Below are 25,158 nucleotides of genomic sequence, written 5' to 3'. Positions count from 1 at the left end.
CCGGTTGATCAGCCCCTGCCGATCAGCTTCTGAGCCAGGTTATCGGCGACTTCAGCGGATGGCAATTTCGAGGCCGCGCTCTGTTCCCAAATCTCGGTCAGCCGTTCGGGGATCATTGCGACCCGGCGGTTGACTTCATTGACATCGCCGTCGCCCAGATATTCCAGGCCGACGCTGATGATACCACCGCTGTTGATCACATAATCCGGCGCAAACAGGATGTTGCGATCGAATATCCGCTGGCCGTCTTCCGGCGTTGCCAGCTGGTTATTGGCACCGCCGGCAACGATCGGCACGTTGAGATGGGCGATAGAGACCTTGTCCAGTATCGCGCCCAAGGCGTTGGGACTAAACACATCGGCCTCAATCCGCATGACTTCGTCAAGACCAACGACCGTTGCACCAATTTCCTTTGCCAAAGCCGCCGCATGGTCCTTGTTGATATCGGCTATGCTCAGTTTCGCACCATCCTTGGCCAGCAGACGCGCGAGACCGCCACCGACGCTGCCGACACCCTGAATCGCGACATGAACGCCGTCCATATTATCCCGGCCCAGCTTGTGCGCCACGGCTGCTTTCACGCCCAGATAGACGCCCATCGCGGTAAAAGGTCCCGGATCGCCGCCAGCTTCTCCGCTATTGCTGACCGGCAGGCCGGAAACAAATTTTGTCTCCTGGTTCAACGCCACCATGTCGGCCGCGCTCATCCCGATATCTTCTGCTGTCACATATTGCCCGTTCAGCGAATCAATCATCCGGCCAAAGGCAGCGAGCATTTCCGGGGTCTTGGTACGATTGCGATCCGCAAGAATCACGGCCTTGCCTCCGCCCAAGGGCAGACCGGCCATGGCATTCTTGAAGCTCATGCCGCGTGACAGGCGTAGCGCGTCTGTCACTGCAGTCTCGCGGTTTTCGTAATGCCAGAAACGGGTTCCACCGGCGCCGGGACCGAGATGCGTGCTGTGCAGGGCGACGATCGCGCTGAGGCCGGTGTCGACATCGTGAAAGAAATGGACCGCTTCATGGCCGTCAAAATCCGGCAAATCCCACATCACGCTCATGTCTATTATCCCTCGGAAAATGAAGTAATTAAATATCTCATAGTCGTAATTTAATTACAAATAAAGTGAGTCTTTCCCCAAGGCCGCGTGGTGCTGACCTCATGCTTCATATGCTTTTCTGGGAAAATGGGGCGACCGAGGGGTCTCGAACCCCCGACCTCCGGTACCACAAACCGGCGCTCTAACCAACTGAGCTACGATCGCCACAAGCCGCGCACTATATAGCCGCATTGCGCCGCGGTCCATAGGGATAGCGGGTAGCAATCGTCAAGCATTTAGCATGGTGATTGAGAATTAAAGCGCATCGCCGCGCTGACGATGGACAAGGCGCGCAGGCTGCCGTGCCGCATCGATCAACGCCCGCTCTTCGACGAGGGCGCTTTGCATCTCGACCGCCATGTCCACGCGAAACCATCGCGTGGTCAGCTTGACCTGAGTCTGGACCTCGGATTTTGTTCCCAGACTAGCGGGATAAGGCTGCGCCCAGAAGTCATTGAGGCTCGCATAGCCAAGCTCCGGTCGTCGCCCCAGAAACTGCCGCGCAAGCGTCAGATCAGAGGGAACTTCCCCCAGCATGGCCAGCAAAATCGCCTGTTCCGGCCTCAGCGTGTTGATATTGATCGGAGAGAGATCGGTTGTCGGCAACGCACAAAGCCATGGAGCCAGACTGACAAACACGTCATCGGTCACACCCTTGATGGTACGCAATTCGCTGATGTCGACAAGCAGCGCGTTCGCGGTACGATAGGGCTTCTCCTGCTGCAGATAATATTGATCTTCCGCCCCGCGCGGCGCGGCAATCGTATCGCTGTCAATCCAGTCGGCCACCGATTCCGCGATGTCAGCCGCGTCACCATCCAACACGCCCAGCATTACCATCAGGCGCGAAAATTGCGCGAGACCCTCGGGCCGGGCCGTCAGTATATCCGCCTGTTGCGTCACCAGGCTGTTGATATTGAAACAATTGCCGCCATCGGCAAGCGTGGCGGTTATAATCCCGCCGGGTACGGGAAAGCTCTGTTCCCGACCGTTCCAGCCACCAAGATTGACCGTTCGCCCGGGCGAAGCGGATATTATCTGTTCGGCAGAACGCATTCCGATCGATTCAGCGGCGACGAGATAGGCTTTCGCCTGTGACAGCTCACGGGCATTGGAGGCAAGCTTGGTGGCACCGGCCAGTCGGTCAATCCCATGTGCCGCGAGTATCGCAATCACAGCGACCAGCAACAGCACCGTCAACAGCGCCGCACCGCGCTCGCTTTTGCCTCCCGCTGTCGCCAAGCTGCTCATAGATAGCCTGTCCCGACCAGAAACAAATGCCGATAGGGCCGTCCCTGCTGTTCAAAGCGGATTTCAACCGCACGCGGCAAGTCCGCCAGTCTTTCCGTCTGCCAGTCATCCGACCATTGCCCGCGCTTGTCCCGAAAACGCAGCGCCAGAGCTTCAACGCTGGAGATCAGCACTGCGGGTTGATCAATCGCCCCGCCATCGGTCATCCGGTACCGCCACCGCTCCAGCCTGCCTTCGGTCAACCGATATTCCACCCGTTCCAGATTGGATCGGGCGTCGCCATTGATATTGCTCTGTCCGCCGCGCGTAAATTTCAGGAAAGCGGCGTCCGGGCCACCCGCCCGGGTTGCGAAAGCCGCCTGCCTGTCGCCGCGCTCGTCGCGGGATGGTCGCGGCAGAGCCTGGCTCAAATCCGCTTCCATCAACGAAACGAAGCGCTGCATTTCGGCCATTTCACCAAGGTTCTCCGCAGTGACCTCATCGCTGTCGACGGCCGATCGGAGCATGATCACACCTGCCACCGACAACATCGCGAATATGAACAATGCCACCATCATCTCGACAAGAGTGAAGCCATTGTGATTGCGGGAAATAGTGGCAATTTTTTCCATTGGTCTCGCTTATATTCAAATTGACCGAAGCCGCAAAGAGCGGTTGCGATCAACGGCAATTCATTTATCGTAACACAAGGTGGTTAGAAACAGTTTTGGACGTGCATATGACAGAGGCCAATAACACATCGGCTGACTATCTCGTGGGACTGGGCAAGGTACAGCGCTTCCCGCGCAAGGAAATCGAACTATGTATTGTCAAAAAATTCCTCAATCCCGCCGAGTGCGACAAGCTTGTCGCGCTGATTGACAAAAAACGGCGCCCCTCCGATATTGCCGATCCCAATGGCGACGACTATTTTCGCACCAGCGAAACCTGTGACCTTGATCATGGGGATGATTTTGTGGCCGAAATTGACGCAAAAATCTGTGACTTTGCCGATATCGATAAAATATTTGGCGAGCCGTTACAGGGTCAACGCTATGCGGTCGGGCAGGAGTTCAAGGCGCATACCGATTTTTTTGATCCCAATGGTCAGGACTATAAAAAATACTGCTCCGTCGCGGGTCAGCGAACCTGGACATTCATGATATATCTCAACGAACCGGTGGCAGGCGGCGCGACCCGTTTCACCCATTTCAAAAAGAGCTTTGCCCCGGAAGCCGGAACGATGCTGTGCTGGAACAACCGCAATCGTGACGGCGGCATCAACGACTGGACATTGCATCACGGCATGAAGGTGCGGAGCGGCACCAAATATGTGATCACCAAATGGTACCGTGAAAAACCCTGGCCATGGAATGGTTGACATGAAGCTTCATCGCTATCGCCCCGGCCCCGGCATGATGGTTTCTGCGGCATTTATCGGCCCGGGAACCGTAACTGCGTGCACTTTGGCGGGAGCAAATTTCGGCTTCGCGCTACTTTGGGCGCTGCTTTTCGCCACTGTCACGACCATCATCCTTCAGTCCTTTGCCGTCCGTATTGCACTGATCACTCAGCTCGGGCTGGCGGAGGCAATGATGAAGGCTATTGCCTCACCGATCATACGCGCGCTCGCCGCCTTGCTTTTGATTTCGGCACTGGTGCTGGGCAATGCCGCCTATGAGGCAGGCAATATGTCCGGCGCGGCACTGGGCCTGGAAGCGATAAACGGTGCCCCCCTGTCCTTTGGAATGGCACCGGTAATCATTGCTATTGCGCTGTTTGCGGCAGCCATGCTGCTCTTCTCGAAACCCAGATGGATCGAGAATATATTGATCGCAATGGTATTGCTGATGAGCGCGGCGTTCGTTCTGACATTTCTGCTCATCCGGCCGGATCTTGGCGCTTTGCTTGCTGGCTTCATACCTGCCATTCCCGATGGTGGTCTGATGACGGCTATCGCGCTCATCGGGACGACGATCGTCCCGTATAATCTGTTTCTCCACGCGGCAAGCGTGCGCGAACGCTGGAAGCCTTACCAACTGCCGGAAGCGCAACTGGACAATATGGTTTCGATCGGCATCGGCGGGCTGGTTTCGATGATGATCCTGGCGACCGCTGCGGCCAGCCTTTTTGGCAGCGACAAGACGATCGCCAATGCTATCGATATGGCCGAGCAGCTGACCCCCCTGTTCGGAAGTCTGGCGACCGTGACGCTGGGCACCGGCTTGTTTGCAGCGGGATTGACGTCCGCCATCACTGCCCCTTTGGCGACCGGCTATATCGTGCAGGAGATATTCAAGTCGCCGAACTCGCGCATGCCCTTCCGGATAGGCGCACTGATCGTGATCATCTCTGGCACAGTCGCATCCCTGTTGGGCTATCGGCCGGTGGAACTGATATTTGTTGCCCAGATCGCCAACGGACTGCTGCTCCCGATCATTGCGATTTTTCTGCTCAAATTGGCCAATGACAAGAATTTGCTTGGACATCAGGCCAATGGCCTCAAGGCCAATATTCTCGGCGGAGCGATTGTGGTGATCACCACCGGATTGGGATTCCGGTTGATCGCGCGCGCGCTGGGATTCTGGCCGTGACTCCCGTGATCGATCTTAATGCGGACCTTGGCGAGGACGAGAGCCCAGAAGGCATAGCGCGTGATATCGAAATCATGGAAATCGTCTCCAGCTGCAATATTGCCTGTGGCGGTCATGCCGGGTCACCGGAAACTATGCGGACTATGCTGATGGCGGCCAAATCAAAAGGAGTCGCTGCCGGAGCCCATCCCTCTTACCCGGATCGAGCGGGTTTTGGCCGAAAGTCCATGGATATCCCGCTAACAGAGCTCGAATCAAGCCTGACGGAGCAGTTGCGCAGGATTGTGGCTATTGCAGCAGACGTCGGCACAATGCTGACCCATATCAAGCCGCATGGAGCATTGTATAACGACGCACAGGACAATTCGATGCTATCGAACCTGCTTGTCGACATGGCGGACCGGTCTGGTCTGGCGCTGATAGGCATGGCAGGCATGCAAATCCAGAAAACAGCAACCGCCAAAAGCATCGCGTTCATAGGCGAAGCCTTTGTTGACCGGCAATATACCAGCACCGGCAGATTGGTTTCCCGTAGTGAGGTCGGCGCGGTGATTTCACAGGAAAAAGAGCGCCTCCGGCAGGGCCTCTCGCTGGCGCAGGGCCTCCCGTTTCCAGCCCGTGATGGAGTGCACCTGACCGTCGAGGCGCAAACGCTGTGCCTCCATTCGGACAGTGACGGCGCTCTGGAGACCGCGAAACAGATGCGCCGCGCTTTGGAAAAAGCAGGGATCACTATCGGGAATGTTCGATAGTGGCCGAGCGCAACCCGACCATCCACATCTGTGATGACTGGATCAGCATTACACTGCCCGACCGAAAATCAATAATTTCAGCACAAATCGCTCTGTCCGCCGGCAATTTCTGGACCGAAATTGTGCCGGGTCTCAACAATATCGCGATCCAGTTTGATCCTGCCTTCATCTCACCCGATGACGCCGCCCAAAAGGCCCTGGACCAGCTAACCAAACGGACTCGAATATCCGAGAATTCCGGCTCCATCATAACAATCCCGGTTTGTTACGAAACGGAATTCGCACCGGATCGCGAATATGTAGCGAAGAAGCTCGGGATAGGAGCAGAAGCGTTGCCATCCTGGCATATCGCCCAAAATTTTGACGTCGCCATGCTGGGGTTCATGCCCGGCTTTGCCTATCTCGAGAGTGTCGCTGAATGCCCGGCCATTGGGCGGCTTGCCAGTCCGAGGCAATTGGTCGCGGCGGGTTCAATCGGCATCATAGGATCACAAAGCTGTATCTATTCCTTCGACAGCCCAGGCGGCTGGCCCATTATCGGCCGCACACCGCTTAACCTGTTTGAACCAACGAGAAGCCCACCTGCGTTGCTCGCAGCAGGGCAGCGGGTGAATTTTGAAGCCATTTCGAAGAATCGATTCGAGCGCTGGCACAAGGCGCCAGCAACGTGAGCATCACCATTGTAAAAGCCGGGCTGCAAACCACTTTGCAGGGCGCGCCTTATAGCGGACAGCGGCATATCGGGATGCCCGCGGCGGGCGCAGCTGATAGCCTCTCTCTGGCACTGGCAAATTTTCTTGTTGGCAAGCCGTGCAGCGCAATCGCAATTGAAATCACCCTCACCGATGCCATTTTTACAATTAACACGCCATGCGCAATCGCGGTCGTCGGCGGTGCGGAATATGTGCATATTAATGGCGCGGAACGTCCCCGGCACCAGACGCTGAAGGTTGGCGCTGGCGACACGCTTCATATTGGTCCGAGCCGCTCGGGATGCCGCACCTATGTTGCAATATCCTCTCACATTGACGCCAGCCGGTTGCTCGGAGGTCAGTCAACCTATCTCGGCGCTGCGCTTGGCGGGTTTCATGGCCGTGCGTTCCGAACAGCGGATATCCTGGAATTCTCCAGCAATGCAGCGACCACGGATATAGCCCGCTCGACCCCTGCAAAATTAAGGCTGCATTATAGCGACGACCACGTCCTCCGGGTTACACCGGGTCCGGAAGCGATCATAGGGCATGAAGCGATATTGGATGACTTGTGTGAGCAGACTTATACTGTCGGAGCGCGGGCAAATCGTATGGGCCTTGCGCTGGAGGGGAAGCGGCTGACCGCAGACGAAGTCGCCAATATGCCGAGCGCTGCCGTTTTCCCCGGAACGATCCAGAAACCGCCCACGGGCCAACCCTATCTGCTCGGCCCCGACGCCCAGACGACGGGGGGATACCCCCGAATTGCCCAAGTCATCCGGGCCGACCGGCATTTAATTGGACAACTGGGCACAGGCGCACGGATTCAATTTGTGCCAACTACGCCCGAACGGGCAGCACAAATCTACCAGGAAAAGCTTTCCTTGCTGTCTTCATGGCTGGGCCATATCCGTTTATGGTAATGTGCCGAGGCGATTCCATCGCCCCGGGACCAATTAGCTCTTTTTGAGCGACAGACCACCAAAGCGCTTGTTGAAGCGAGCCACCTGGCCGCCTTGATCGAGCAGACGTTGGTTACCACCCGTCCATGCAGGGTGCGAGGTCGGATCAATGTCGAGTTGCAGCGTGTCGCCTTCCTTGCCCCAGGTGGAGCGGGTTTCGAACACGGTGCCATCGGTCATCTGGACCTTGATCATGTGGTAGTCGGGATGCGTATCGGTTTTCATTTTCTGCTCCTAAGCGGGCTGGTTTCCGACCAGGCCCAAAGCGAATAAATTTGACGGAAGCGGCGCATTAGCCGCCGAAAGACAAAAGGGCAAGATTCTTTTGAAAAAGCTCAGGCGGATGGCGGATCAGCGATCATGGCGGTAAAATTCGCCTCTGCCGCCAGCTTGTCGCCAATCATCGCCTGACCGGAAAATTTGCACACCCGCGGACGCTTTTGTTCAAATTTGACGTTCAGGGACAACAGGCATCCTGGCTCTACCGGCTGACGGAATTTGGCTCCGTCGATCGCCATGAAATAGACGAGCTTGCCCGACCCGACCATGTCAAAGCTCTCCATGGCGAGAACGCCGGCCGCCTGGGCCAGCGCTTCGACAATCATCACCCCCGGCATGATCGGGCGACCAGGGAAATGGCCCTGAAAAAAACCCTCATTCATCGTCACGGCCTTCACCGCCCGGATGGATTCGTCTTTTACGAGCGCCTCCACCCGGTCAACCAGCAGCATCGGATAACGGTGCGGGAGCACCGCCATCACCTTGGTTACATCATAGTCAAGAAGTTCAGCCATCCGCGATCAACTACCGGCTGGCTGGCTGGGCCGCTGGAGGCTGCTGCTGGGACGCCTGGCTGCGCGCGCTGGCGACCAACAGTTGCTGCAATTGCTGATGAAGCGCGACCGTGTTGCGCTGCGGCTGCCAGTTAGCTGGCGGCGTTGTGCCAACCGATGGAACCCGCGTATCGAGAGCCGCAGTGATATCATCGGTTACATCGGCCTGTGGCGGAGCATAAAGAAATACATCGGGGTTCAGGATAACGCCGATTTTCTTGTTCGCGACAACTTGCTGCTGTGCGTTGGAATATTCGTTAAAAATACTCTCAATTGCGAACATCTGAGCCTTGATGGCAGGCGTTTGCAACTTCTGGATTTCGGTTTCTTCGGTTTGCATGCTTTGCAACACGGGGCTTTTCGCCCTGACCGCCGCGTCGAGTTCCTCTTGCGTCAGCTGTTTGTTATTGTCCGTGTCCAATTGTGCCCGCAGACCGTTCAACGTCTTGTTGCGCGCATCGATCTGGTCAAAATATGACTTATATTGTGTGCCAATTTGCGAATAGGCTGCCGAAAAGGCTTTGGTCTTCGCAATAGCGACTGTTGGGTTGGCCGTTGCGATGCCAGAAACCTGCGCATTGGCTACCGAACCAAAGGCCAGTGGCGCAGTGCTCATAGCGAGAACGGTGAGTGCGGTTTTGAATAAACGTGTCATCAGAATTGTGTTCCTACGTTGAATGTGAAGAGTTTTGTATCATCGCCCGGCTCTTTCAACAGCGCCTTGGCTATATCGATCCGGAATGGACCAAAGGGTGAATTCCAGTTCACGCCGAAGCCCACCGATACGCGTGGACTTGGTGAATCGCCAAAAAAGCGTTCCGTAAAGTTGGTGGCAATCGGGTTAGGATTGCCGTTTGCATCGACCGCATCAAATGTTTTCACCGCGGCTCCGTCTGTATCAACGGTCAAAAACTGAGGCAATGTTTCAAACGTTGCGTTGCCGTCACCATCCAGAACGGGATCACCATTTCCATCAAAAATTTGTCTCGTTCCAAAACTCTGGGTCTGGGTATCGGTCAGCAGCAATGGCTGAACGACATTGAAAACGGCTCCGACGTCGACGAATATGGATGGCCGTAAACCGAGCTCCCTGGCACCGGAGCCCAGCGGAATTTCAAGCTCTGCACGCCCCAGATAATAAGCGCGGCCGCCGATAGCGTCGTCGGTCTGATTGCCATTGGTCACTTCGACAATTTCATTGATCGGATTACCATCGGTATCGAGCCCTGGAATCGTTGCCGAGCGAACGATCCGTGGCCCCACGCCGCGAATGTCAAATCCACGAATCTGGGGCTCCCCGAGGAAAAACCGGTCGGTCAGACGGACATCGTCGATACCGTCGCCAGGAGTCGAGGAACGGTCTTCGAGCGGATGGATATAACCACCTTCACCGCTGACGGAGAAGACAAAGTCGCCCAGAACGCGCCAGTGCTTGGATGCATTCAAACGACCGCGAAGATATTTGACGCTTCCGCCGAGACCGGCAAAATCGAGACTGCCTACAATTGATTGGCCGCGGGTCGGCCGGATACGATTGTCCCGATCGTCATAGATCAGCGATGCTCCGAGCGAAGAGGTTGTCCGACTGCCGATGGCATCGCATAGATATCGACCCGCAACGAGCGGATCGCATGTATCATCAGCGCTATTACCCCGAATTCCATCGCCGTTGCTGTCCGAGAAAAACAGACTTGGTTCCAGCGTCACGTCATCCTGACTAAGCCCGTAGCGGAATGAGGCAGACAGATATTCCGTCACCGGCACACCCGCACGGACCTGGAAACCAGTGGTAAGCTGCTCGAACGTCGTTTCGCGGTTGCTGTTTACAAAATTAAAGCTGTTCAGATCCCGCCGGAAGACATCGGCGCCGACAGCGATATTCCGGTCGAACAGATAGGGCTCGGTAAACCCAAGTTCGATGGATTGCGAGAATCTCGAATAGCTGACGCTTGCCCGCAGTTCCTGTCCCTTGCCGCGGAAGTTCCGTTGCCGCACAGAAGCCTGAAGAATGAAATTTTCAACGCTGGAAAAACCGGCTGAAAGCTGCAGTTCTCCGGTCGCCCTTTCTTCCACATTGGCTTCCAGAATGATGCGATCGGGAGCACTGCCCTGCTTCTGTTCAATTTCCAGTTCTTCCTGGAAAAATCCCAAGGATTTGATGCGATTGGCAGACCGTTTGACCTGAAAACTGTTAAAGGCATCGCCTTCATTCAAACGAAATTCGCGGCGCACGACCTTGTCCTGGGTCAGCGTATTCCCGTTAATGTCGATCCGCTCGACGTAAACCCGGTCACTTTCCGCCACCTGGAACAGAATATCCATGGTCAGCGTGTCTTTGTTCCGCGTAAATTGTGGACGGACATCGGCAAAGGCATAGCCGAACAGACCCGCAGTTTCTGACAGGCGCTCAACCGTGTCTTCGACCTGCTTGGCATTATAGAAATCCCCGGATTTCATCGGCAGCTGAGGAGTCAGAAACTCCTTGGTGAAATCGCGAATTTCGCTTTCCACCGCAACATCACCAAATTTATACCGCTCGCCTTCTTCCACCACATAGGTGATAATGAAGTCGCGCTTGTCGGGAGTCAGTTCCGCCACCGCCGAAATCACGCGGAAATCCGCATAGCCTTCGGTCAGGTAAAATTGACGCAGCTTCTGCTGGTCAAAGGCGAGGCGATCCGGATCATAAGTATCGCTGGAGCTGAAGAAACGGTAGAAGCGTGATTGCTTTGTGACCATTTCACCGCGCAACTTGCCGTCGGAAAACTCCTCATTGCCGATAATGTTGATCTGCTGGACCTTGGACTTGGGTCCTTCGTTAATCTCGAAAACAATATCGACCCGGTTCTGGTCCAGCTGAACCATCTTCGGCTCGACACTCGCCGCAAACCGGCCCTTGCGTTTATATAGCTCGATGATCCGCGCCACATCGGCACGGACCTTCGAGCGCGTGAATATCTGCCGCGGAGCCAGACGAATCTCGGGATAGATTTTATCTTCCTTGATCCTTTTGTTGCCCTCCAGCAGAATCCGGTTGATCACCGGGTTCTCGATGACTTCGATAATCACGGCACCTTGGTTGTTCCGGATGCTGACATCCTTGAACAATTCTGTTTCGAACAGGTCCTTCAAGGCCTGATCGGCAGATTCCTGCGTGTAGGTCTGCCCCACGCGCAATTGCATATATGACAAGACCGTGGTGGGCTCCAGTCGCTGGGCACCGTTCACCACGATGGATGTAATCGTATTGGCAGACGGAACTGCCGGGGCGACTTGCGTCGTTTCCTGCGCCTGCGAAGGAACAGCCATACCACCTAAAATGGTACCGCACATCAATAGTGGCAAAAGCCGCTTTTTATGATTCACAGACAAACTCGCTTTCACACCATAAACCAAAAATAAAATGAAACTGACACCAATGCACCAACCTCGCCAACCCCCTGCCCCAATGCAGCGAGTCAATCAATGGTCAATCAGCCGGAGATGGCCCGGAACAGGCCAAATGACGTTAAATCGTTAAATGTCACCACCAGCATGAACATCACAACCAGCGCAAATCCCGACCGGAAGGCCCATTCTTGCACCTTGGGACTAGCCGGCTTTCTCCGCACCGCTTCAATTGCATAGAACATCAGATGCCCTCCATCGAGCATTGGGATTGGCAGCAGGTTGATGAACCCCAAGTTAATTGAGATCAGCGCGACGAAGAGAATGAAGCTTTCAAGGCCCATCTTGAACTGTTCACCGGATACCTGAGCAATTTTCAGCGGCCCGCCGAGCTCCTTGATGGAACGCTTGCCCGTTATAACCTGGCCAAGAGTAGTCGTGATTTGATCTACGATGCCAATGGTTTTCTCCACCGCAACCGCCGGTGCCTCAATCGGGCTTACGTCCCGCCATTCCACTTTACTGGATGACATGCCCAGCAATCCAAGACGATATTCATTATCGAATCTGTCTTTCATTATATTGACGCCAATCTTGCCGTGCCTGACAATGCGTTGGCCGTCCCGTTCGTAGACAATTTCTACGTCCTGATCAGGGATCATAACAATTTTCTGCTGCAGGTCCTGAAACAGGTCTATTTTCTCGCCGTCGACAGATATGACTTTGTCTCCGGGCTTCATACCAATTGCGGCGGCAGTTGAATTTGGCGAAATTTCATGTGCAACCGGCAGGGTCGCGCTGGTACCATAAGCAATGACGAAGCCCATGATGATCAAAATGGCAAAGATGAAATTGATCGCCGGCCCGGCGAAAACAATCGCGGCGCGCTGCCAAAGGGATTTGGACTGGAAGGTCTGATTGCGTTCCGCCGCTGGCAGACTCAGCCATTCTTTGCTCTTCGCTCCGGCGGGATCCATATCCCCCGCAAACTGGACATAACCGCCCAGTGGCAACATGCAGATTTTCCAGCGGGTTCCACGCTTGTCGGTCCATCCGGCAATCTCCTTGCCGAAGCCAATAGCGAAGGTTTCCGCCTTGACGCCGCACCAGCGGCCGACAAGATAATGGCCCATCTCGTGCACGAAGACCAGCACGCCAATGACAATCAAAAACGAGATTAAATAAATTACGATACCGGGGTTATCCGTCAAACCTTCAATTCCTCGACCAGTTGCTCAGCCCGAACGCGCGATTCTTTGTCTATCGCAAAAATATCCGCCAATGCGCTCGGTTCCGACGGGCTATAACTATCTAGCAGCCGGGTTACAATCTCCGTGATGTCCAGAAACTGAACCATATTGTTCAGAAACGCCGCTACTGCGACTTCATTGGCTGCGTTGAGCATTGCCGGCTTGGCACCGCCCGCGATGATTGCTTCCCTGGCGATTCTGGTCGCCGGAAAACGATTTTCATCAGGCCTTTCGAAGTCGAGCTGGCCAATCTCCGCCAGATCAAGAGGTTCGCAGTTGGTAGTCATCCGGTCCGGCCAGGCCAGAGCATTGGCAATCGGGATCCGCATGTCGGGAGAGCCAAGCTGCGCCAGTGTAGAGCGGTCGCGATATTCCACCATCGAATGGATCACAGACTGCGGGTGGACCAGTATTTCGATATTTTCGAGCCCGACGGGAAAAAGATAATGGGCCTCAATCAGTTCCAGCCCCTTGTTCATCATCGTCGCGCTGTCGACGGAAATCTTGGCCCCCATATCCCAGTTTGGATGTGCGACCGCCTGTTCCGCCGTCACGTTGGCCATCTGCTCGCGCGTCCATGTCCGGAACGGTCCTCCGCTGGCGGTCAGCGTAATCTTTCGGACCTGATCGATCCTGCCGCCCTGGAGCCCCTGGAATATCGCATTATGCTCAGAATCGACCGGCAATAGCGTCGCGCCGGCGTTGCTGGCTTCCGCCATCATCAAGGCTCCTGCAGAGACCAGCGCTTCCTTGTTCGCCAGGGCAACCGTCTTTCCGCAACGCAAGGCTTCAAGCGTGGGCGGAAGCCCGGCACAACCGACAATCGCCGCCATCGTCCACTCTGCGCCAAGCGCCGCTGCAGCGACCAGCGCATCAGGTCCGCACGCCGCCTCAATCGATGTTCCCGCCAGCTGCCGCTTAAGCTCGGCATAGGCGCCTTCGTCTGCGACCACGGCGACCTGTGCTGAAAATTCCTTGGCCAAGGCCGCAAGCTGAGCGGCATTGCCGTTCGCGGTTAGCGCAAGGATTTCATATTGTTCGGGATGCTGGCGGATGAGATCCAGAGTCGACTGGCCGACCGATCCCGTCGCGCCAAGAATAGAGACTGTTTTGCTCATGACATCACAGGCAGGTTTTGTGCCAGCATGATCAAGGCGACGACCGGCGCAACCGGGATCAATCCATCAAGCCGGTCCATTACCCCACCATGGCCGGGGAAAATCGTGCCGCTATCCTTCGCGCCCGCTTTTCGTTTGAGCCAGCTTTCGAACAGGTCACCCATTTGCGCCAGAACAGCCAGCGGGACGCTGAGCAGCACCAGATTGAAAGGCAGCGCCCAATAGATATGGAGCACGAAACTGACCACAGCCGTCAGAACAACGCCGCCAATCAGTCCAGCCCATGTTTTGTTGGGACTGATTTGCGGTGCCAATTTTGGTCCGCCGATGGCGCGCCCGGAGAAATAGGCACCAATATCGGTGGCCCAGACCAGCGCCAGGGTCCACAGCATGATCAAAATTCCATCGTCGATATCGCGCAAATAGATGATCGCGAGAGCCGGAAGACCAGCGTAAAATACACCCGCCGCAAGCTTGACCGAACGATCGAACACCGCGACAAACATTGCAGCCCCCATGATCAGGCCAAGCGCCAGAAACGATGCTCCCGCAGCCCATGGAGACATGATCGCCAAGGGGACAGAAAGTGCATACATCGCAAGCTGGCGGTTGTTCCTGCGGCCCGTCAGCCCTGCCCACTCGCTCATGATGCCAAGCGCCATCAGTACGACCAGCAACCACATCAATATCCCGCCAAAATAACCCGCCAGCAACGCAACGGCTATCAGGATGATACCGACGATAACGCGTTTTTGCAGCTCGCTTGCCTTATGGGCTGCCGGGGCAGCGGGGTCATCCATGGTCAACGCCCACCGAACCGCCGTTCGCGGTCTCCGAATGATTTCAGGGCTTTTTCCAGCTCTTTCTGGTCGAAATCCGGCCATAGCACATCAGTGAAATAGAGTTCTGAATAGGCTGCCTGCCACAACAGAAAATTGGACAGGCGCAATTCGCCGGAGGTTCTGATCAGCAAATCCAGCGGCGGCAAATCTGCCGTATCCAATGCCGCTGAAATATGGCCGGTTTCTATTTCTTCCGGATCCAGCCGACCATTTTTTACGGCAGCCGCAATTTCCTGCGTCGCGCGCAGCAATTCGTCCTGCGCCCCATAGTTGAGCGCCACAGCCAGCGTCATCTTGTCATTCGCGGCGGTCCGCTCGATCGCATTGTCGATCATCCCGACAATATCGTCATCGAGCGCCTTGTAGTTTCCAATAACTTTCAACCGGATTCCATTTTCGACAAATTCTTCGATGTCCGACTGAATATATTGGCGAAGCAGGCCCATCAGGTCGCTGATTTCTTCGTCCGGTCGATTCCAGTTTTCCGATGAAAAAGCATAGAGCGTCATCGCCTCGATGCCCATTTTGCCGGCGACGCGGACAATATTCCGAACCGCCTCCACACCTTTCTTGTGGCCCAGCGCGCGCGGCAGATGCTTTCGCTTGGCCCATCGTCCATTGCCGTCCATGATGATCGCAATGTGGCGCGCACCATAAGTCGGATCGGGAATCCCTGCCGTGCCGCGCGCCGGATCTTCAGAACCGCTCTTGAAACGTGCAAGTTTCACTGAGTGAGGATTTCCCGCTCTTTTGCGTCCGCAAGCTTGTCCGCTTCGGCAATCATATCGTCAGTGAGTTTTTGCACTTCGCTCTCGAGACGTTTCTTGTCATCTTCGCTGATTTCTTTCTTGCTTTCGTCAGCCTTCAGGTCGTCCATGCCGTCCCGCCGCACATTGCGAATGGCGATGCGTGCCTTTTCGGCAAACTGACCGGTCAATTTGGCCAGATCCTTGCGACGCTCTTCGGTCAAATCCGGGATTGGGAGTCTGATATTGGGACCATCCACCATAGGATTCAGCCCGAGATTGGCGGAGCGGATAGCCTTTTCGACCGGCTGGATATTGCCCTTGTCCCAAACCTGCACCGAAAGCATGCGCGGTTCGGGTACGGATACGGTCGCAACCTGGTTCAACGGCATGTTCGAACCATAGACTTCAACCGTGATCGTATCGAGCAGCGCGATATTGGCACGGCCGGTGCGGAGACCGCTCAAATCGTGCTTGAGCGCCTCCAGCGTGCTATTCATCCGCTTTTGCAGGTCGGCTTTGTCATATTTTGCCATTGCTGATTCCTCTAAATTATTATTCGGTCGTTCCGACCATGGTCGCCGTTCCGCCGCCGCCCAATACAGTGGCCAGATTGCCCTGCTCCCGGATCGAGAATACGACGATCGGTATCTTGTTTTCCCGGCAGAGCGCCACGGCACTGGCATCCATGACCTTCAGATTGTCGCTCAGCACCTGATCGAAACTCAATTGCTCGTAGCGGGTTGCATCCGGATCAACTTTTGGATCGGCATTGTAGACACCATCGACACTGGTACCCTTGAACAGCGCCTCGCAGCCCATTTCAGCCGCACGCAAAGCCGCCGCCGTATCCGTCGTAAAATAGGGATTGCCCGTTCCAGCAGCAAAAATGACGATACGGCCCTTTTCGAGATGGCGGACGGCCTTGCGACGAATATAGGGCTCGCAAACACTCGCCATCGGAATGGCTGACAGGACCCGCGTATCACAGCCAATCTGTTCAAGCGCGTTTTGCACGGCCAGAGCATTCATCACCGTTGCCAGCATGCCCATATAATCGGCGCTGGTCCGCTCAAAGCCCTTCGCTGCCGCGGCGAGGCCTCTGAAGATATTTCCTCCACCGACAACCAGGCAAAGTTCAAAGCCAGCCTCCTTCGCCGATCTTACTTCAGCTGCGATGCGATTGACCGTTTCCGGATCAATACCGAATTCGCCCGAGCCCATCAGGGCTTCACCAGAAAGCTTTAGCAAAATCCGTTTGAACGCCGGTCGTTTCATGCAAATCCCATCCCGCCGGAATCAGTTACCGGCCCAAATACAAACATGGCGCGGACCATAGATAGTCCGCGCCATGCTGCCAAGCGTTACCGCCTGAAATATTCCATGCGATGATCGATTAACCGGCAACCGCAGCTGCGACTTCAGCCGCAAAATCATCTTCTTTCTTCTCAATGCCTTCGCCAAGCTGGAAGCGGACATATTCTGTCAGCTTGATTTCCGCGCCAGCATCCTTGCCAGCTTGCTCGACAACCTGGGCTATCGGAGTTTTGTTATCCATCACAAAAATCTGGCTGAGCAAAGCGTTTTCCTTGGCAAATTTTGCCATCGCGCCATCAACCATTTTTTCGACGATATTTTCCGGCTTGCCGGATTCCGCAGCCTTTTCAGTGGCGATCATACGTTCACGAGCCAGCATCTCCTGATCGAGACCGTCTGCGTTCAGCGCCAGCGGGAAGGCCGCAGCGATATGCATGGCGATCTGCTTGCCCAGAGGCTCCAGAACATCGGCACCTGCCGTGCTTTCAAGAGCGACCAGTACGCCGATCTTGCCCATGGTCGGCGTAACCGCATTGTGGATATAAGGAACCACGAGACCATTGGAGACCGCAACGGTCTTCATCCGGCGGATTGCCTGATTTTCGCCAATGGTAGCAATATTGTTGGTCAGAACGTCCTGTACGGTGCCACCGGCAGGATATTCCGCAGCCGACAAGGCTTCAACATCATCGCTGTCCATACCCAGTGCAACCTGCGTTACCTTGCCGACAAAATCCTGAAACTGGTCGTTCTTGGCGACGAAATCTGTTTCACTGTTCACTTCAACGGCTACGCCGCGTGTGCCTTCGACGGCAACACCGACAAGCCCTTCGGCCGCTGTGCGGCTGGATTTTTTCTGCGCCGCAGCGAGCCCCTTGGTCCGCAACAGATCGACTGCTGCTTCCACGTCGCCATTGGTTTCGTTGAGCGCCTTTTTGCAGTCCATCATGCCCGCACCGGTACGCTCGCGCAGTTCTTTCACTGCTGCTGCTGTAATAGCCATTATCTGTTCCTCAATTGCTTGATCGGAAAATGTGAAATTGGGGCGACAAAAATGCCGCCCCGGTTATTTTGCTTTGCCGCCAATATATGACCGCAGAAAGACGCTTCAAGTTCAGGCTTTTTCGTCAGCCTTGTCGTCGTCTTTCTTGGCAGCAGCCTTTTTGGCAGCCGGTTTCTTCGCCGCAGCCTTTTTCGGTGCTGCTTTTTCTTCCGCCGCCGGCGCTTCTTCAGCCGGTGCCATTTCTGCCGCTATTTCAGCAATATCGGCAACCGCTGCTTCTTCGCCGGAAACCATTGCACTGGCATTGGCTTCGCTCGAAACAATCTGCTCAACCGGAGGCGCAACCGCTGCACCGAGATCTTCACCGGCTGCAACCGAAGCGTCCTGACCACCCTTGGTGGCTGCCGCAGCAACGGATTCGCAATAAAGGCGAATCGCGCGGGCCGCGTCATCATTGCCCGGAACCGGGAAAGCGATGTTGCTGGGGTCGACGTTGGAGTCGAGAATGGCAACAACCGGGATACCCAGAACATTGGCTTCCTTGATCGCCAGCTCTTCCTTGTTGGCGTCGATGACGAACATGACATCGGGAATGCCGCCCATGTCGCGGATACCGCCCAGAGACAGTTCCAGCTTGATGTGCTCGCGCGTCATCTGCAGGACTTCTTTCTTGGTGAAGCCAGCGGTGTCACCACCAAGCTGCTCTTCCAGAGTCTTCATCCGGCGAATAGAGTTGGAAATGGTTTTCCAGTTGGTCAGCATGCCGCCGAGCCAGCGATGGTTGACGAAATGCTGGCCACTTGCGCGGGCTGCTTCAGCGATAGGCTCTTGCGCCTGACGCTTGGTACCAACGAACAGGACCTTGCCGCCAGCCGAAACGGCATTGGCGATAAAATCGAGCGAGCGGGCAAACAAAGGCACGCTCTGCGACAGGTCAAGAATATGGACACCGTTACGGGCACCAAAGATATAGGGTTTCATCTTTGGGTTCCAGCGGTGGGTCTGGTGGCCGAAATGCGCTCCGGCTTCAATCAATTGCTGTAGGGTGACGACAGGGGCCGCCATAATATTTCTCCTTATCCGGTTATGCCTCTGGAAAGCTGAGAACCTCAAACGACCTGAAAGGCCGCCATTGGCACCGGTATGAGTGCTTTCCATGTGGAATATCGGGCGCGTTAGAGAGGTCGAGCGGGAAATGCAACCCTAAACTATACCCTCGGCAAAACACAGGCAATCGGGGAAGAGTGCGGAGTAACCCGCGACCTGTCCCTGCGGGAAGATCGGTTTCCGAGGCCTGAGCTTCAGAGTCCCAATACAGAGACGTCAGCACCCTGGGCCTGCAGCCCCTCGACAAGGTTCCGTTGCGTTCGCTCGGGATGGTGCTGACTCGCCGCCGCGTTCAGGCGCTGGAGATCCTCCCGGCCATAATAGCGACCATCTGCAACGACAGCTGATGGTGTTTTCAGCGCCGTCAGATCCTCGGTGGGATCATTTTCAAGAAGCAGGAAATCGGCCCGTTGCCCCTCCGCGATTGCGCCGAAGCGGCCCTGCTCACCGAGCGCAATCGCCGTATTGACGGTTGCCGCCCGAAGCACATGCAGCCGTGATAGGCCCGCTTCGTGCAGCAATTCCAGCTCTTTGATCAACGAGCGCCCGGGAATATTGGTAAATATTCCCGCATCGCTACCTGTCACGAGCAGCACGCCAGCTTCGGCAAAAATACGGGTGGCCTGCTTGTAGAATTCAAACGCCTTGCGGTTGCGTTCGATATCTTCGCTCGCCCATCGCTCGTAATTTGCTTTCTCCTGCTGCACCACAAGTGGATTCAATATCTCGACTCCCGGACGCGACAGATATTCACCCCGGGTCTCGGCCACGCGCAGAAGATTGTAGAAAGCCAGCAGGGTCGGATCGACCGCTACGCCCGCTTCCGCGATTTTCTCGCCAAGCACGCGAGCCGCCCGCGGGTCGTGGCGATCTCTCAGGCCATGCCAGACGATGCTCTCGATATGTTCAAACGTGACAAAACCATCGTCGATCAAATCTTCGAATGCGATCTCAAACGGAATATCATGCGGCATTCCCGTGGCTCTAACGCCTTCGGGGGAATGCCCCATGATCGTCATGCCGAGGCTCCTCGCCTCGTCCAGCACAGCTTCATAGGCTTCCCGCGTGAGGTTCGAATAGACTTTCAGTCGCCGGAATCCGGCTTGCTGTTGCGCCCGGACGGCTGCGCGTGCTTCATCATCTGTCATTATGATCTGGTGAATGACCTGCGCATTCGGACCCGGGCTGTTGAGTATCGGACCGGTCGTTATCACGCGTGGCCCGGCCAGTTCTCCTGTCCGAATTCGCTCTGAAAGGTCAAGATGCAACGGCATCCCGGATGCGTTGCGTACGGTGGTTACGCCGTTGGCGAGATAGGCACCTAGCGCCGCCTCGTCCCAGATATGCACATGCATATCGACCAGTCCCGGCATGACAATTCGGCCAGCGCCATCAATAACCACAGCACCGGCCGAAGCAGAAGATGGTATATCAGGTGCAACTTGTTCGATGATTCCGTCGCTCACGAGCACGGACATGCCTGCAGTGAATGTCGGCTGTGTTTCGCTCAGCGCGAGAATGCGGACATTGGTTATGAGCAATTTCTCTCGATCTGATGCCAGGGCCGAAACCGGTGACAGGGATACAAGAATGGAGGAAATAAAGAAAAGCAGGCGACGAATTTTCAGTTATTCCTCCAGGGCCAGTGCGTTGCCGAGGCTATCATCGGGCAATTAGAAAATAAAGCCTGTTCTGGCGGAAACAGCCGCACCAGTCGCTGATTCCGGGTCCGATTCAAATAGCGCTTGACAATAAGAACATAAATGGAACATTGAGCGTATATAGAAAGAACAAACGGGATTGTCTCATGCTTACCATCGCCATTTCCACTTTTTTTGCGCTTGCTTTCATCGGTGCGGTCACCGTTATCGCGATGATGGTTTTTCAATATCGTAACAGGATTGCCAGTGTCATTCTGAACGAGTTGAGGCAAAATGAATTGAGAGCCAATCAGTCCAAGGCAGTTCTGCAGCCGACGGCTTTTCGCCACCGGATTATCAAAGCACCGCAGCCTATGACCCGGAATCGCTCGCTGCAGCCCGTTCCGCTGCGCGTTGCCGCTTGATCTTGCCATAGCTTCTGACGCTGAACGGAATCAGTAACAGATAGCCGACACTGATCGCTGTCAGCATGATCCACGGCGAGTTGATCAGGGCAACGCCGACCAGCGCAACCACGGCGATCCCTTCCAGCCTGATATTCTTCCGCAGGCGCAGCGACGACCAGCTATATGTCGCGGTGTTGGAAATCATCAGAAAAGCGATCAGGACCATCCATGGCGTCACCAGCGCATAATGGCGGAAAATTTCCAGCTCGGTGATCAACCACAGATAAAGCGGCAGCATCGCCAGCCCTGCCCCGACGGGTGCCGGGATACCAGTCAGGAACCCGGCCGACTTGTGGGGCTGGTCCTGATCATCAATCAAGGCATTGAAGCGTGCCAGTCTGAGCGCACAGCCGACCACCATAGTCAGCGCCAACACCCAGCCAAATTGCGGCATATATTGCGTTGACCAGAGAAACATCACCAGCGCAGGCGACACACCAAAGGCAATCACATCCGAAAGCGAGTCCAGTTCAGCGCCAAAACGGCTCTGCGCGTTCAGCAGCCGGGCTATCCGGCCATCCAGGCCATCCAATATGCCAGCGAGAACGATCGCTCCGGCGGCCAGCACCCAATTGTCCATATAGGCAAAACGAACGGCGCTCAATCCGACGCATAGCGCCAAAGCGGTCACTGCATTCGGTACAAAGGCGCGCAGAGGAATGCCGCGCTCAGGCCGCTTCATTGAACCTTTTCCGGCCATCAATATGAACCCAGCCGGTCAACGGCCGACCCGGTGATCATTGGCCAACGCCTTCAATCTCTTTCCGCTCGCCGATAACGGCGATGACGGTTTCACCGGCAATGGTCCGCTGTCCCAGCACGACATTGGGTAATGTTCCCTTGGGCAAATAGACATCAACACGGCTGCCAAATCGAATCAGTCCGATTCGCTGTCCGGCAGCAACATAGTCACCTTCCTTGACAAAGGACATGATCCGCCGGGCTACCAACCCGGCAATCTGCGTGAAACCCACTTTCAGACCGTCGTTGCGTTCGACGAGAAAATGCTGCCTTTCATTTTCTTCGCTTGCTTTGTCGAGGTCAGCGTTGAGAAACTTGCCGGAAATATAGGCCTGACGCTTGACCGTCCCCTCAATCGGTGTCCGATTGATGTGGACATCAAACACACTCATGAAAATCGAAACCCGGATCAGTTCTTCATCACCAAGGCCACCATCGCCCTGCAATTCGACGGGCGGCCGGACCGGCATGATCAGGTTTACCAAGCCATCCGCAGGTGCAATTATATATTTTTCATCCAGCGGCGTAACCCGCTTGGGATCGCGGAAAAAAGCCAAGACCCAAACGGTAATGCCCGCCATGGGCCAAGCCAGCGTTTCCCACGCCATGACGGCAAAAAACGCCGTGATAGCTGCAGCGATGACGGCAAATTTGCGACCTTCGGGATGCACCGGCGGGAAAGCCCATTTGGCTTCGCCCAGCCCTTTGTTTGAATATTTTTCGATTGCCATGAACGCTACTTAGAGGCGGGCTATTGTTCTGACAATACTCCCGTTGATATATCGACGCTCTACATCGGGATTTTGCAGAAGCTTGGACAACTCGAGGTTGAACAAATGGCAATCTTTGCTAAGAGGCTCGCAATATCATTCCTCCCTTTGGTTCCCGTATCACGAAAGACTCAAGCAATATGTCGAAAATCAAGGTCAAAAACCCGGTCGTCGAAATTGACGGCGACGAAATGACGCGCATCATCTGGCAATGGATTCGCGAACGGCTGATAGAACCTTATCTCGACATTGACCTCCATTATTATGACCTCTCGATCGAAGTCCGTGACGACACCAATGACAAAATCACTGTCGATGCCGCCAATGCGATCAAGAAGCACGGGGTTGGCGTAAAATGCGCGACAATCACGCCGGATGAAGACCGGGTCGAAGAATTTGGCCTCAAGCGGATGTGGAAATCCCCGAACGGCACCATTCGCAATATCCTGGGTGGCGTTGTGTTCCGCGAACCGATCGTAATCGACAATGTGCCGCGTCTCGTACCGGGCTGGACCGATCCGATCGTTGTTGGCCGTCATGCATTTGGCGACCAGTATCGTTCGACAGACTTCAAGGTTCCGGGACCGGGCAAGCTGCGTCTCGTCTGGGAAGGCGATAATGGCGACAAGATCGATGAGGAAGTCTTCCAGTTCCCTTCCCCCGGCATCGCCATGGCCATGTATAATCTTGACGATTCGATCCGGGATTTCGCCCGTGCATCGATGAACTACGGCCTGAACCGCGAATGGCCGGTTTACCTGTCGACCAAGAACACGATCATGAAGGCCTATGACGGGCGCTTCAAGGATTTGTTCGAGGAAATCTTCCAGACCGAATTCAAGGACAAGTTCGACAAGGCTGGCATCACCTACGAACACCGCCTGATTGACGACATGGTCGCCTCCGCCCTGAAATGGAGCGGCAAGTTCGTCTGGGCCTGCAAAAATTATGATGGCGACGTGCAGTCGGATACCGTGGCACAGGGCTTTGGTTCGCTCGGCCTGATGACGTCCGTACTTATGACCCCGACCGGCGATTGCGTCGAGGCGGAAGCGGCGCACGGCACCGTAACCCGTCACTATCGCCAGCATCAGCAAGGCAAGGCAACATCGACCAACCCGATTGCGTCGATCTTCGCCTGGACCCGCGGCCTGATCTATCGCGGCAAGTTCGACGATACGCCGGAAGTAACGCGTTTTGCCGAGACCCTGGAGCGCGTCTGTATCCAGACCGTGGAAAGCGGCAGCATGACCAAGGATCTGGCAATCCTCATCGGGCCGGAGCAATCCTGGATGACGACCGAACAGTTTTTCGAAGCCATCCGCTCCAATCTCGAAGCAGAAATGGCAAACTGGAAATAATCAGTCCGGTTTGAAGGGAATTTCGGGCGACTGGATATCCTCTCGCCCGAATCCCATGCCGATCACCCGTCCGGGAATGCGGCGCAAAAGCGGCAGCCGGTCCAGTAGTTTCAAGGCAAAAAACGGCTTCTCGATTGGTCGGCTACGCCGCAGCAGCGGAGCAATCACCCGGTCCTGGGCCAATTTCTGCAACATCTGCATGCGCCGTACGGACTTGATTCGGCGGGCATGGACTTGCGCCAGCAGAGGATCAGGATGCGTTCCCCTCGCCATCGGACCGGCCAGAACATTGGCCGTCGTCACGGCATCCTGAATTGCAATATTGATACCGACACCGCCAATAGGCGACATCGCATGTGCAGCATCGCCAATCACCAGCAGGCCGGGGCGATGCCAGCGCTGCAGTCGATCAAGCGCCACTTCCAGCGTTTTGACCTGATCCCAACTGGCAATCTGGTCGAAAGCCTCGGCCAGGCCAGGAACCAGAGACCGCAGGCCAGCCCGAAAGGCCTCGAGCCCCGCAGCCTTCACTTCGTCGGCCTGCCCCTTGTTGAAAACATAGGCGCATTGATAGTAATCCTGACGATCGATCATCACCATGAACCGACCAGCCTGAATCGTTGCGAAGACGTCACCGCCACAGTCCTCCGGTTTATCAATCCGAAACCAGAAGACATCCATCGGTGCGCCGATATTCTGCAACGGCAACTCAGCCTTGCCGCGCAACACCGATCTTCTGCCGTCGGCGGCAATGACCAGTTTTGCATTCAGCCTCAGCCCGTCCGCGGTTTCGACCCCGCAAACACGCTCTGCACCATCGTATAACAGGCCGACCGCTTCGCTTTCCATGCGCAAATCAAAACCGGGATATTGTTTGCCCTTGCTCGCGATGAAGTTGAGCAAATCCCATTGCGGCATCATCGCAATATAGGGTGCAGCGACGGGTAAATGCCGGAAATCTAGTGCTTTCATCTGCAATCCGGCAATATGGATGGAAGCCTGATCGAGCCGGCTGTGCGGCAGTTTCAGCAGATCCTTCAACATGCCCAACTGATGAAAAAGCTCCAGCGTGGAAGGATGGACCGTGTCACCCCTGAAATCTCTAAGAAAGTCTCCATGTTTCTCCAACACAGCCACGTTCAGACCAGCACGCGCAAAGAGCAATCCCGCCATCATCCCGGCAGGGCCGCCGCCGACGATCAAAATGTCGCGTCCCCTATCGATCATTCGCGCTCTCCATCATGTA

Annotated in this window: 25 protein-coding genes and 1 tRNA gene; 6 read left to right on the top strand and 20 right to left on the bottom strand. The window is 55.5% G+C overall.

All coding sequences use genetic code 11. The features are described from left to right. Window positions 1-8: 8 nt before the first annotated feature. From ACN0WX_RS06135 to gspJ, 4 genes are all read right to left on the bottom strand, one after another. Entirely contained in the window at window positions 9-1,061 is a 1,053-nt protein-coding gene (locus tag ACN0WX_RS06135) for a Leu/Phe/Val dehydrogenase (RefSeq protein ID WP_417621423.1), read from the bottom strand. A 127-nt stretch (window positions 1,062-1,188) separates the two neighbouring features. Continuing rightward, window positions 1,189-1,265: transfer RNA gene (locus ACN0WX_RS06130), tRNA-His, on the bottom strand. A 90-nt stretch (window positions 1,266-1,355) separates the two neighbouring features. Continuing rightward, a complete protein-coding gene (gene gspK / locus ACN0WX_RS06125) occupies window positions 1,356-2,351 on the bottom strand; it encodes a type II secretion system minor pseudopilin GspK (RefSeq protein WP_417621422.1) in 996 nt (331 codons plus the stop codon). After that, a complete protein-coding gene (gene gspJ / locus ACN0WX_RS06120; RefSeq protein WP_417621421.1) occupies window positions 2,348-2,962 on the bottom strand; it encodes a type II secretion system minor pseudopilin GspJ in 615 nt (204 codons plus the stop codon). Before gspJ ends, gspK begins: the two co-directional genes overlap by 4 nt. Window positions 2,963-3,069: 107 nt before the next feature. On the opposite strand from gspJ, the gene ACN0WX_RS06115 reads away from it, so the two are divergent. The 5 genes from ACN0WX_RS06115 to ACN0WX_RS06095 are packed head-to-tail and all read left to right on the top strand — an operon-like array spanning window position 3,070 to window position 7,291. Continuing rightward, window positions 3,070-3,711 carry a prolyl hydroxylase family protein gene (locus ACN0WX_RS06115; protein ID WP_417621420.1) on the top strand — a complete coding sequence of 214 codons (642 nt, stop codon included), beginning with the start codon at window positions 3,070-3,072 and terminating at the stop codon, window positions 3,709-3,711. 1 nt (window position 3,712) lies between these two features. Continuing rightward, window positions 3,713-4,924: an Nramp family divalent metal transporter gene (locus ACN0WX_RS06110; protein WP_417621419.1), complete on the top strand. Its 1,212-nt coding sequence runs from the start codon at window positions 3,713-3,715 to the stop codon at window positions 4,922-4,924. Beyond that, complete coding sequence (pxpA, locus tag ACN0WX_RS06105; RefSeq protein WP_417621418.1) at window positions 4,921-5,676, top strand: 5-oxoprolinase subunit PxpA; 756 nt, start codon at window positions 4,921-4,923, stop codon at window positions 5,674-5,676. The genes ACN0WX_RS06110 and pxpA overlap by 4 nt, the downstream gene beginning before the upstream one ends. Further along, window positions 5,676-6,347, top strand: a complete 672-nt coding sequence (locus ACN0WX_RS06100) for a 5-oxoprolinase subunit B family protein (protein WP_417621417.1) — start codon at window positions 5,676-5,678, stop codon at window positions 6,345-6,347. Before pxpA ends, ACN0WX_RS06100 begins: the two co-directional genes overlap by 1 nt. Beyond that, a complete protein-coding gene (locus ACN0WX_RS06095; RefSeq protein ID WP_417621416.1) occupies window positions 6,344-7,291 on the top strand; it encodes a biotin-dependent carboxyltransferase family protein in 948 nt (315 codons plus the stop codon). The genes ACN0WX_RS06100 and ACN0WX_RS06095 overlap by 4 nt, the downstream gene beginning before the upstream one ends. Window positions 7,292-7,324: 33 nt before the next feature. On the opposite strand, the gene rpmE is transcribed toward ACN0WX_RS06095, so the two are convergent. From rpmE to ACN0WX_RS06020, 15 genes are all read right to left on the bottom strand, one after another. After that, complete coding sequence (gene rpmE, locus ACN0WX_RS06090; protein ID WP_417621415.1) at window positions 7,325-7,555, bottom strand: 50S ribosomal protein L31; 231 nt, start codon at window positions 7,553-7,555, stop codon at window positions 7,325-7,327. A gap of 110 nt (window positions 7,556-7,665) precedes the next feature. Next, window positions 7,666-8,124 carry a 3-hydroxyacyl-ACP dehydratase FabZ gene (gene fabZ, locus ACN0WX_RS06085; protein WP_417621414.1) on the bottom strand — a complete coding sequence of 153 codons (459 nt, stop codon included), beginning with the start codon at window positions 8,122-8,124 and terminating at the stop codon, window positions 7,666-7,668. Window positions 8,125-8,134: 10 nt separating this feature from the next. Further along, a complete protein-coding gene (locus ACN0WX_RS06080) occupies window positions 8,135-8,818 on the bottom strand; it encodes an OmpH family outer membrane protein (protein ID WP_417621413.1) in 684 nt (227 codons plus the stop codon). Next, the gene (gene bamA, locus ACN0WX_RS06075) at window positions 8,818-11,496 is read right to left on the bottom strand and encodes an outer membrane protein assembly factor BamA (RefSeq protein ID WP_417621861.1); all 2,679 of its coding nucleotides are present in this window, start codon (window positions 11,494-11,496) and stop codon (window positions 8,818-8,820) included. Before bamA ends, ACN0WX_RS06080 begins: the two co-directional genes overlap by 1 nt. A gap of 140 nt (window positions 11,497-11,636) precedes the next feature. Then, the gene (gene rseP, locus ACN0WX_RS06070) at window positions 11,637-12,761 is read right to left on the bottom strand and encodes an RIP metalloprotease RseP (protein WP_417621412.1); all 1,125 of its coding nucleotides are present in this window, start codon (window positions 12,759-12,761) and stop codon (window positions 11,637-11,639) included. After that, window positions 12,758-13,918: a 1-deoxy-D-xylulose-5-phosphate reductoisomerase gene (locus ACN0WX_RS06065; RefSeq protein WP_417621411.1), complete on the bottom strand. Its 1,161-nt coding sequence runs from the start codon at window positions 13,916-13,918 to the stop codon at window positions 12,758-12,760. Before ACN0WX_RS06065 ends, rseP begins: the two co-directional genes overlap by 4 nt. Continuing rightward, the gene (locus ACN0WX_RS06060; protein ID WP_417621410.1) at window positions 13,915-14,718 is read right to left on the bottom strand and encodes a phosphatidate cytidylyltransferase; all 804 of its coding nucleotides are present in this window, start codon (window positions 14,716-14,718) and stop codon (window positions 13,915-13,917) included. Before ACN0WX_RS06060 ends, ACN0WX_RS06065 begins: the two co-directional genes overlap by 4 nt. A 2-nt stretch (window positions 14,719-14,720) precedes the next feature. Further along, window positions 14,721-15,431, bottom strand: coding sequence for an isoprenyl transferase (locus tag ACN0WX_RS06055; protein ID WP_417621860.1), 711 nt, complete (start codon window positions 15,429-15,431; stop codon window positions 14,721-14,723). Between the two features lie 53 nt (window positions 15,432-15,484). Then, window positions 15,485-16,042, bottom strand: coding sequence for a ribosome recycling factor (gene frr, locus ACN0WX_RS06050; protein WP_417621409.1), 558 nt, complete (start codon window positions 16,040-16,042; stop codon window positions 15,485-15,487). 19 nt (window positions 16,043-16,061) lie between these two features. Further along, entirely contained in the window at window positions 16,062-16,784 is a 723-nt protein-coding gene (pyrH, locus tag ACN0WX_RS06045) for a UMP kinase (RefSeq protein WP_417621408.1), read from the bottom strand. 118 nt (window positions 16,785-16,902) lie between these two features. Beyond that, the gene (gene tsf / locus ACN0WX_RS06040) at window positions 16,903-17,826 is read right to left on the bottom strand and encodes a translation elongation factor Ts (RefSeq protein ID WP_417621407.1); all 924 of its coding nucleotides are present in this window, start codon (window positions 17,824-17,826) and stop codon (window positions 16,903-16,905) included. 111 nt (window positions 17,827-17,937) lie between these two features. Then, window positions 17,938-18,891, bottom strand: coding sequence for a 30S ribosomal protein S2 (rpsB, locus tag ACN0WX_RS06035; RefSeq protein WP_417621406.1), 954 nt, complete (start codon window positions 18,889-18,891; stop codon window positions 17,938-17,940). Between the two features lie 236 nt (window positions 18,892-19,127). Beyond that, window positions 19,128-20,474: an amidohydrolase family protein gene (locus tag ACN0WX_RS06030; protein WP_417621405.1), complete on the bottom strand. Its 1,347-nt coding sequence runs from the start codon at window positions 20,472-20,474 to the stop codon at window positions 19,128-19,130. A 471-nt stretch (window positions 20,475-20,945) separates the two neighbouring features. Further along, the gene (locus tag ACN0WX_RS06025; protein WP_417621404.1) at window positions 20,946-21,722 is read right to left on the bottom strand and encodes a CDP-alcohol phosphatidyltransferase family protein; all 777 of its coding nucleotides are present in this window, start codon (window positions 21,720-21,722) and stop codon (window positions 20,946-20,948) included. A gap of 55 nt (window positions 21,723-21,777) precedes the next feature. Beyond that, entirely contained in the window at window positions 21,778-22,512 is a 735-nt protein-coding gene (locus ACN0WX_RS06020; protein WP_417621403.1) for a phosphatidylserine decarboxylase, read from the bottom strand. A gap of 179 nt (window positions 22,513-22,691) precedes the next feature. Between ACN0WX_RS06020 and ACN0WX_RS06015 the strand changes: the two genes are divergently transcribed. Further along, window positions 22,692-23,912 carry an NADP-dependent isocitrate dehydrogenase gene (locus ACN0WX_RS06015; RefSeq protein ID WP_417621402.1) on the top strand — a complete coding sequence of 407 codons (1,221 nt, stop codon included), beginning with the start codon at window positions 22,692-22,694 and terminating at the stop codon, window positions 23,910-23,912. Here ACN0WX_RS06015 and ACN0WX_RS06010 read toward each other — a convergent pair whose 3' ends face one another. After that, on the bottom strand, window positions 23,913-25,139 hold the full coding sequence (locus tag ACN0WX_RS06010; protein ID WP_417621401.1) for an FAD-dependent oxidoreductase: 1,227 nt from the start codon (window positions 25,137-25,139) through the stop codon (window positions 23,913-23,915). Between the last annotated feature and the right edge of the window lie 19 nt (window positions 25,140-25,158).

This window comes from Parasphingorhabdus sp., from assembly GCF_048269915.1.
Lineage (GTDB): Bacteria > Pseudomonadota > Alphaproteobacteria > Sphingomonadales > Sphingomonadaceae > Parasphingorhabdus.
Note: the sequence above shows the minus strand (reverse complement) of the source record. Positions and strands in the feature narration are given on the sequence as shown.

Coding starts and splice junctions, on each gene's coding strand:
- ACN0WX_RS06135 (WP_417621423.1), bottom strand. CDS start 1,061: ATGAGCGTGATGTGGGATTTGCCGGATTTTGACGGCCATGAAGCGGTC.
- gspK (WP_417621422.1), bottom strand. CDS start 2,351: ATGAGCAGCTTGGCGACAGCGGGAGGCAAAAGCGAGCGCGGTGCGGCG.
- gspJ (WP_417621421.1), bottom strand. CDS start 2,962: ATGGAAAAAATTGCCACTATTTCCCGCAATCACAATGGCTTCACTCTT.
- ACN0WX_RS06115 (WP_417621420.1), top strand. CDS start 3,070: ATGACAGAGGCCAATAACACATCGGCTGACTATCTCGTGGGACTGGGC.
- ACN0WX_RS06110 (WP_417621419.1), top strand. CDS start 3,713: ATGAAGCTTCATCGCTATCGCCCCGGCCCCGGCATGATGGTTTCTGCG.
- rpmE (WP_417621415.1), bottom strand. CDS start 7,555: ATGAAAACCGATACGCATCCCGACTACCACATGATCAAGGTCCAGATG.
- fabZ (WP_417621414.1), bottom strand. CDS start 8,124: ATGGCTGAACTTCTTGACTATGATGTAACCAAGGTGATGGCGGTGCTC.
- ACN0WX_RS06080 (WP_417621413.1), bottom strand. CDS start 8,818: ATGACACGTTTATTCAAAACCGCACTCACCGTTCTCGCTATGAGCACT.
- bamA (WP_417621861.1), bottom strand. CDS start 11,496: ATGTGCGGTACCATTTTAGGTGGTATGGCTGTTCCTTCGCAGGCGCAG.
- ACN0WX_RS06065 (WP_417621411.1), bottom strand. CDS start 13,918: ATGAGCAAAACAGTCTCTATTCTTGGCGCGACGGGATCGGTCGGCCAG.
- ACN0WX_RS06060 (WP_417621410.1), bottom strand. CDS start 14,718: ATGGATGACCCCGCTGCCCCGGCAGCCCATAAGGCAAGCGAGCTGCAA.
- frr (WP_417621409.1), bottom strand. CDS start 16,042: ATGGCAAAATATGACAAAGCCGACCTGCAAAAGCGGATGAATAGCACG.
- pyrH (WP_417621408.1), bottom strand. CDS start 16,784: ATGAAACGACCGGCGTTCAAACGGATTTTGCTAAAGCTTTCTGGTGAA.
- tsf (WP_417621407.1), bottom strand. CDS start 17,826: ATGGCTATTACAGCAGCAGCAGTGAAAGAACTGCGCGAGCGTACCGGT.
- rpsB (WP_417621406.1), bottom strand. CDS start 18,891: ATGGCGGCCCCTGTCGTCACCCTACAGCAATTGATTGAAGCCGGAGCG.
- ACN0WX_RS06025 (WP_417621404.1), bottom strand. CDS start 21,722: ATGAAGCGGCCTGAGCGCGGCATTCCTCTGCGCGCCTTTGTACCGAAT.
- ACN0WX_RS06020 (WP_417621403.1), bottom strand. CDS start 22,512: ATGGCAATCGAAAAATATTCAAACAAAGGGCTGGGCGAAGCCAAATGG.
- ACN0WX_RS06015 (WP_417621402.1), top strand. CDS start 22,692: ATGTCGAAAATCAAGGTCAAAAACCCGGTCGTCGAAATTGACGGCGAC.
- ACN0WX_RS06010 (WP_417621401.1), bottom strand. CDS start 25,139: ATGATCGATAGGGGACGCGACATTTTGATCGTCGGCGGCGGCCCTGCC.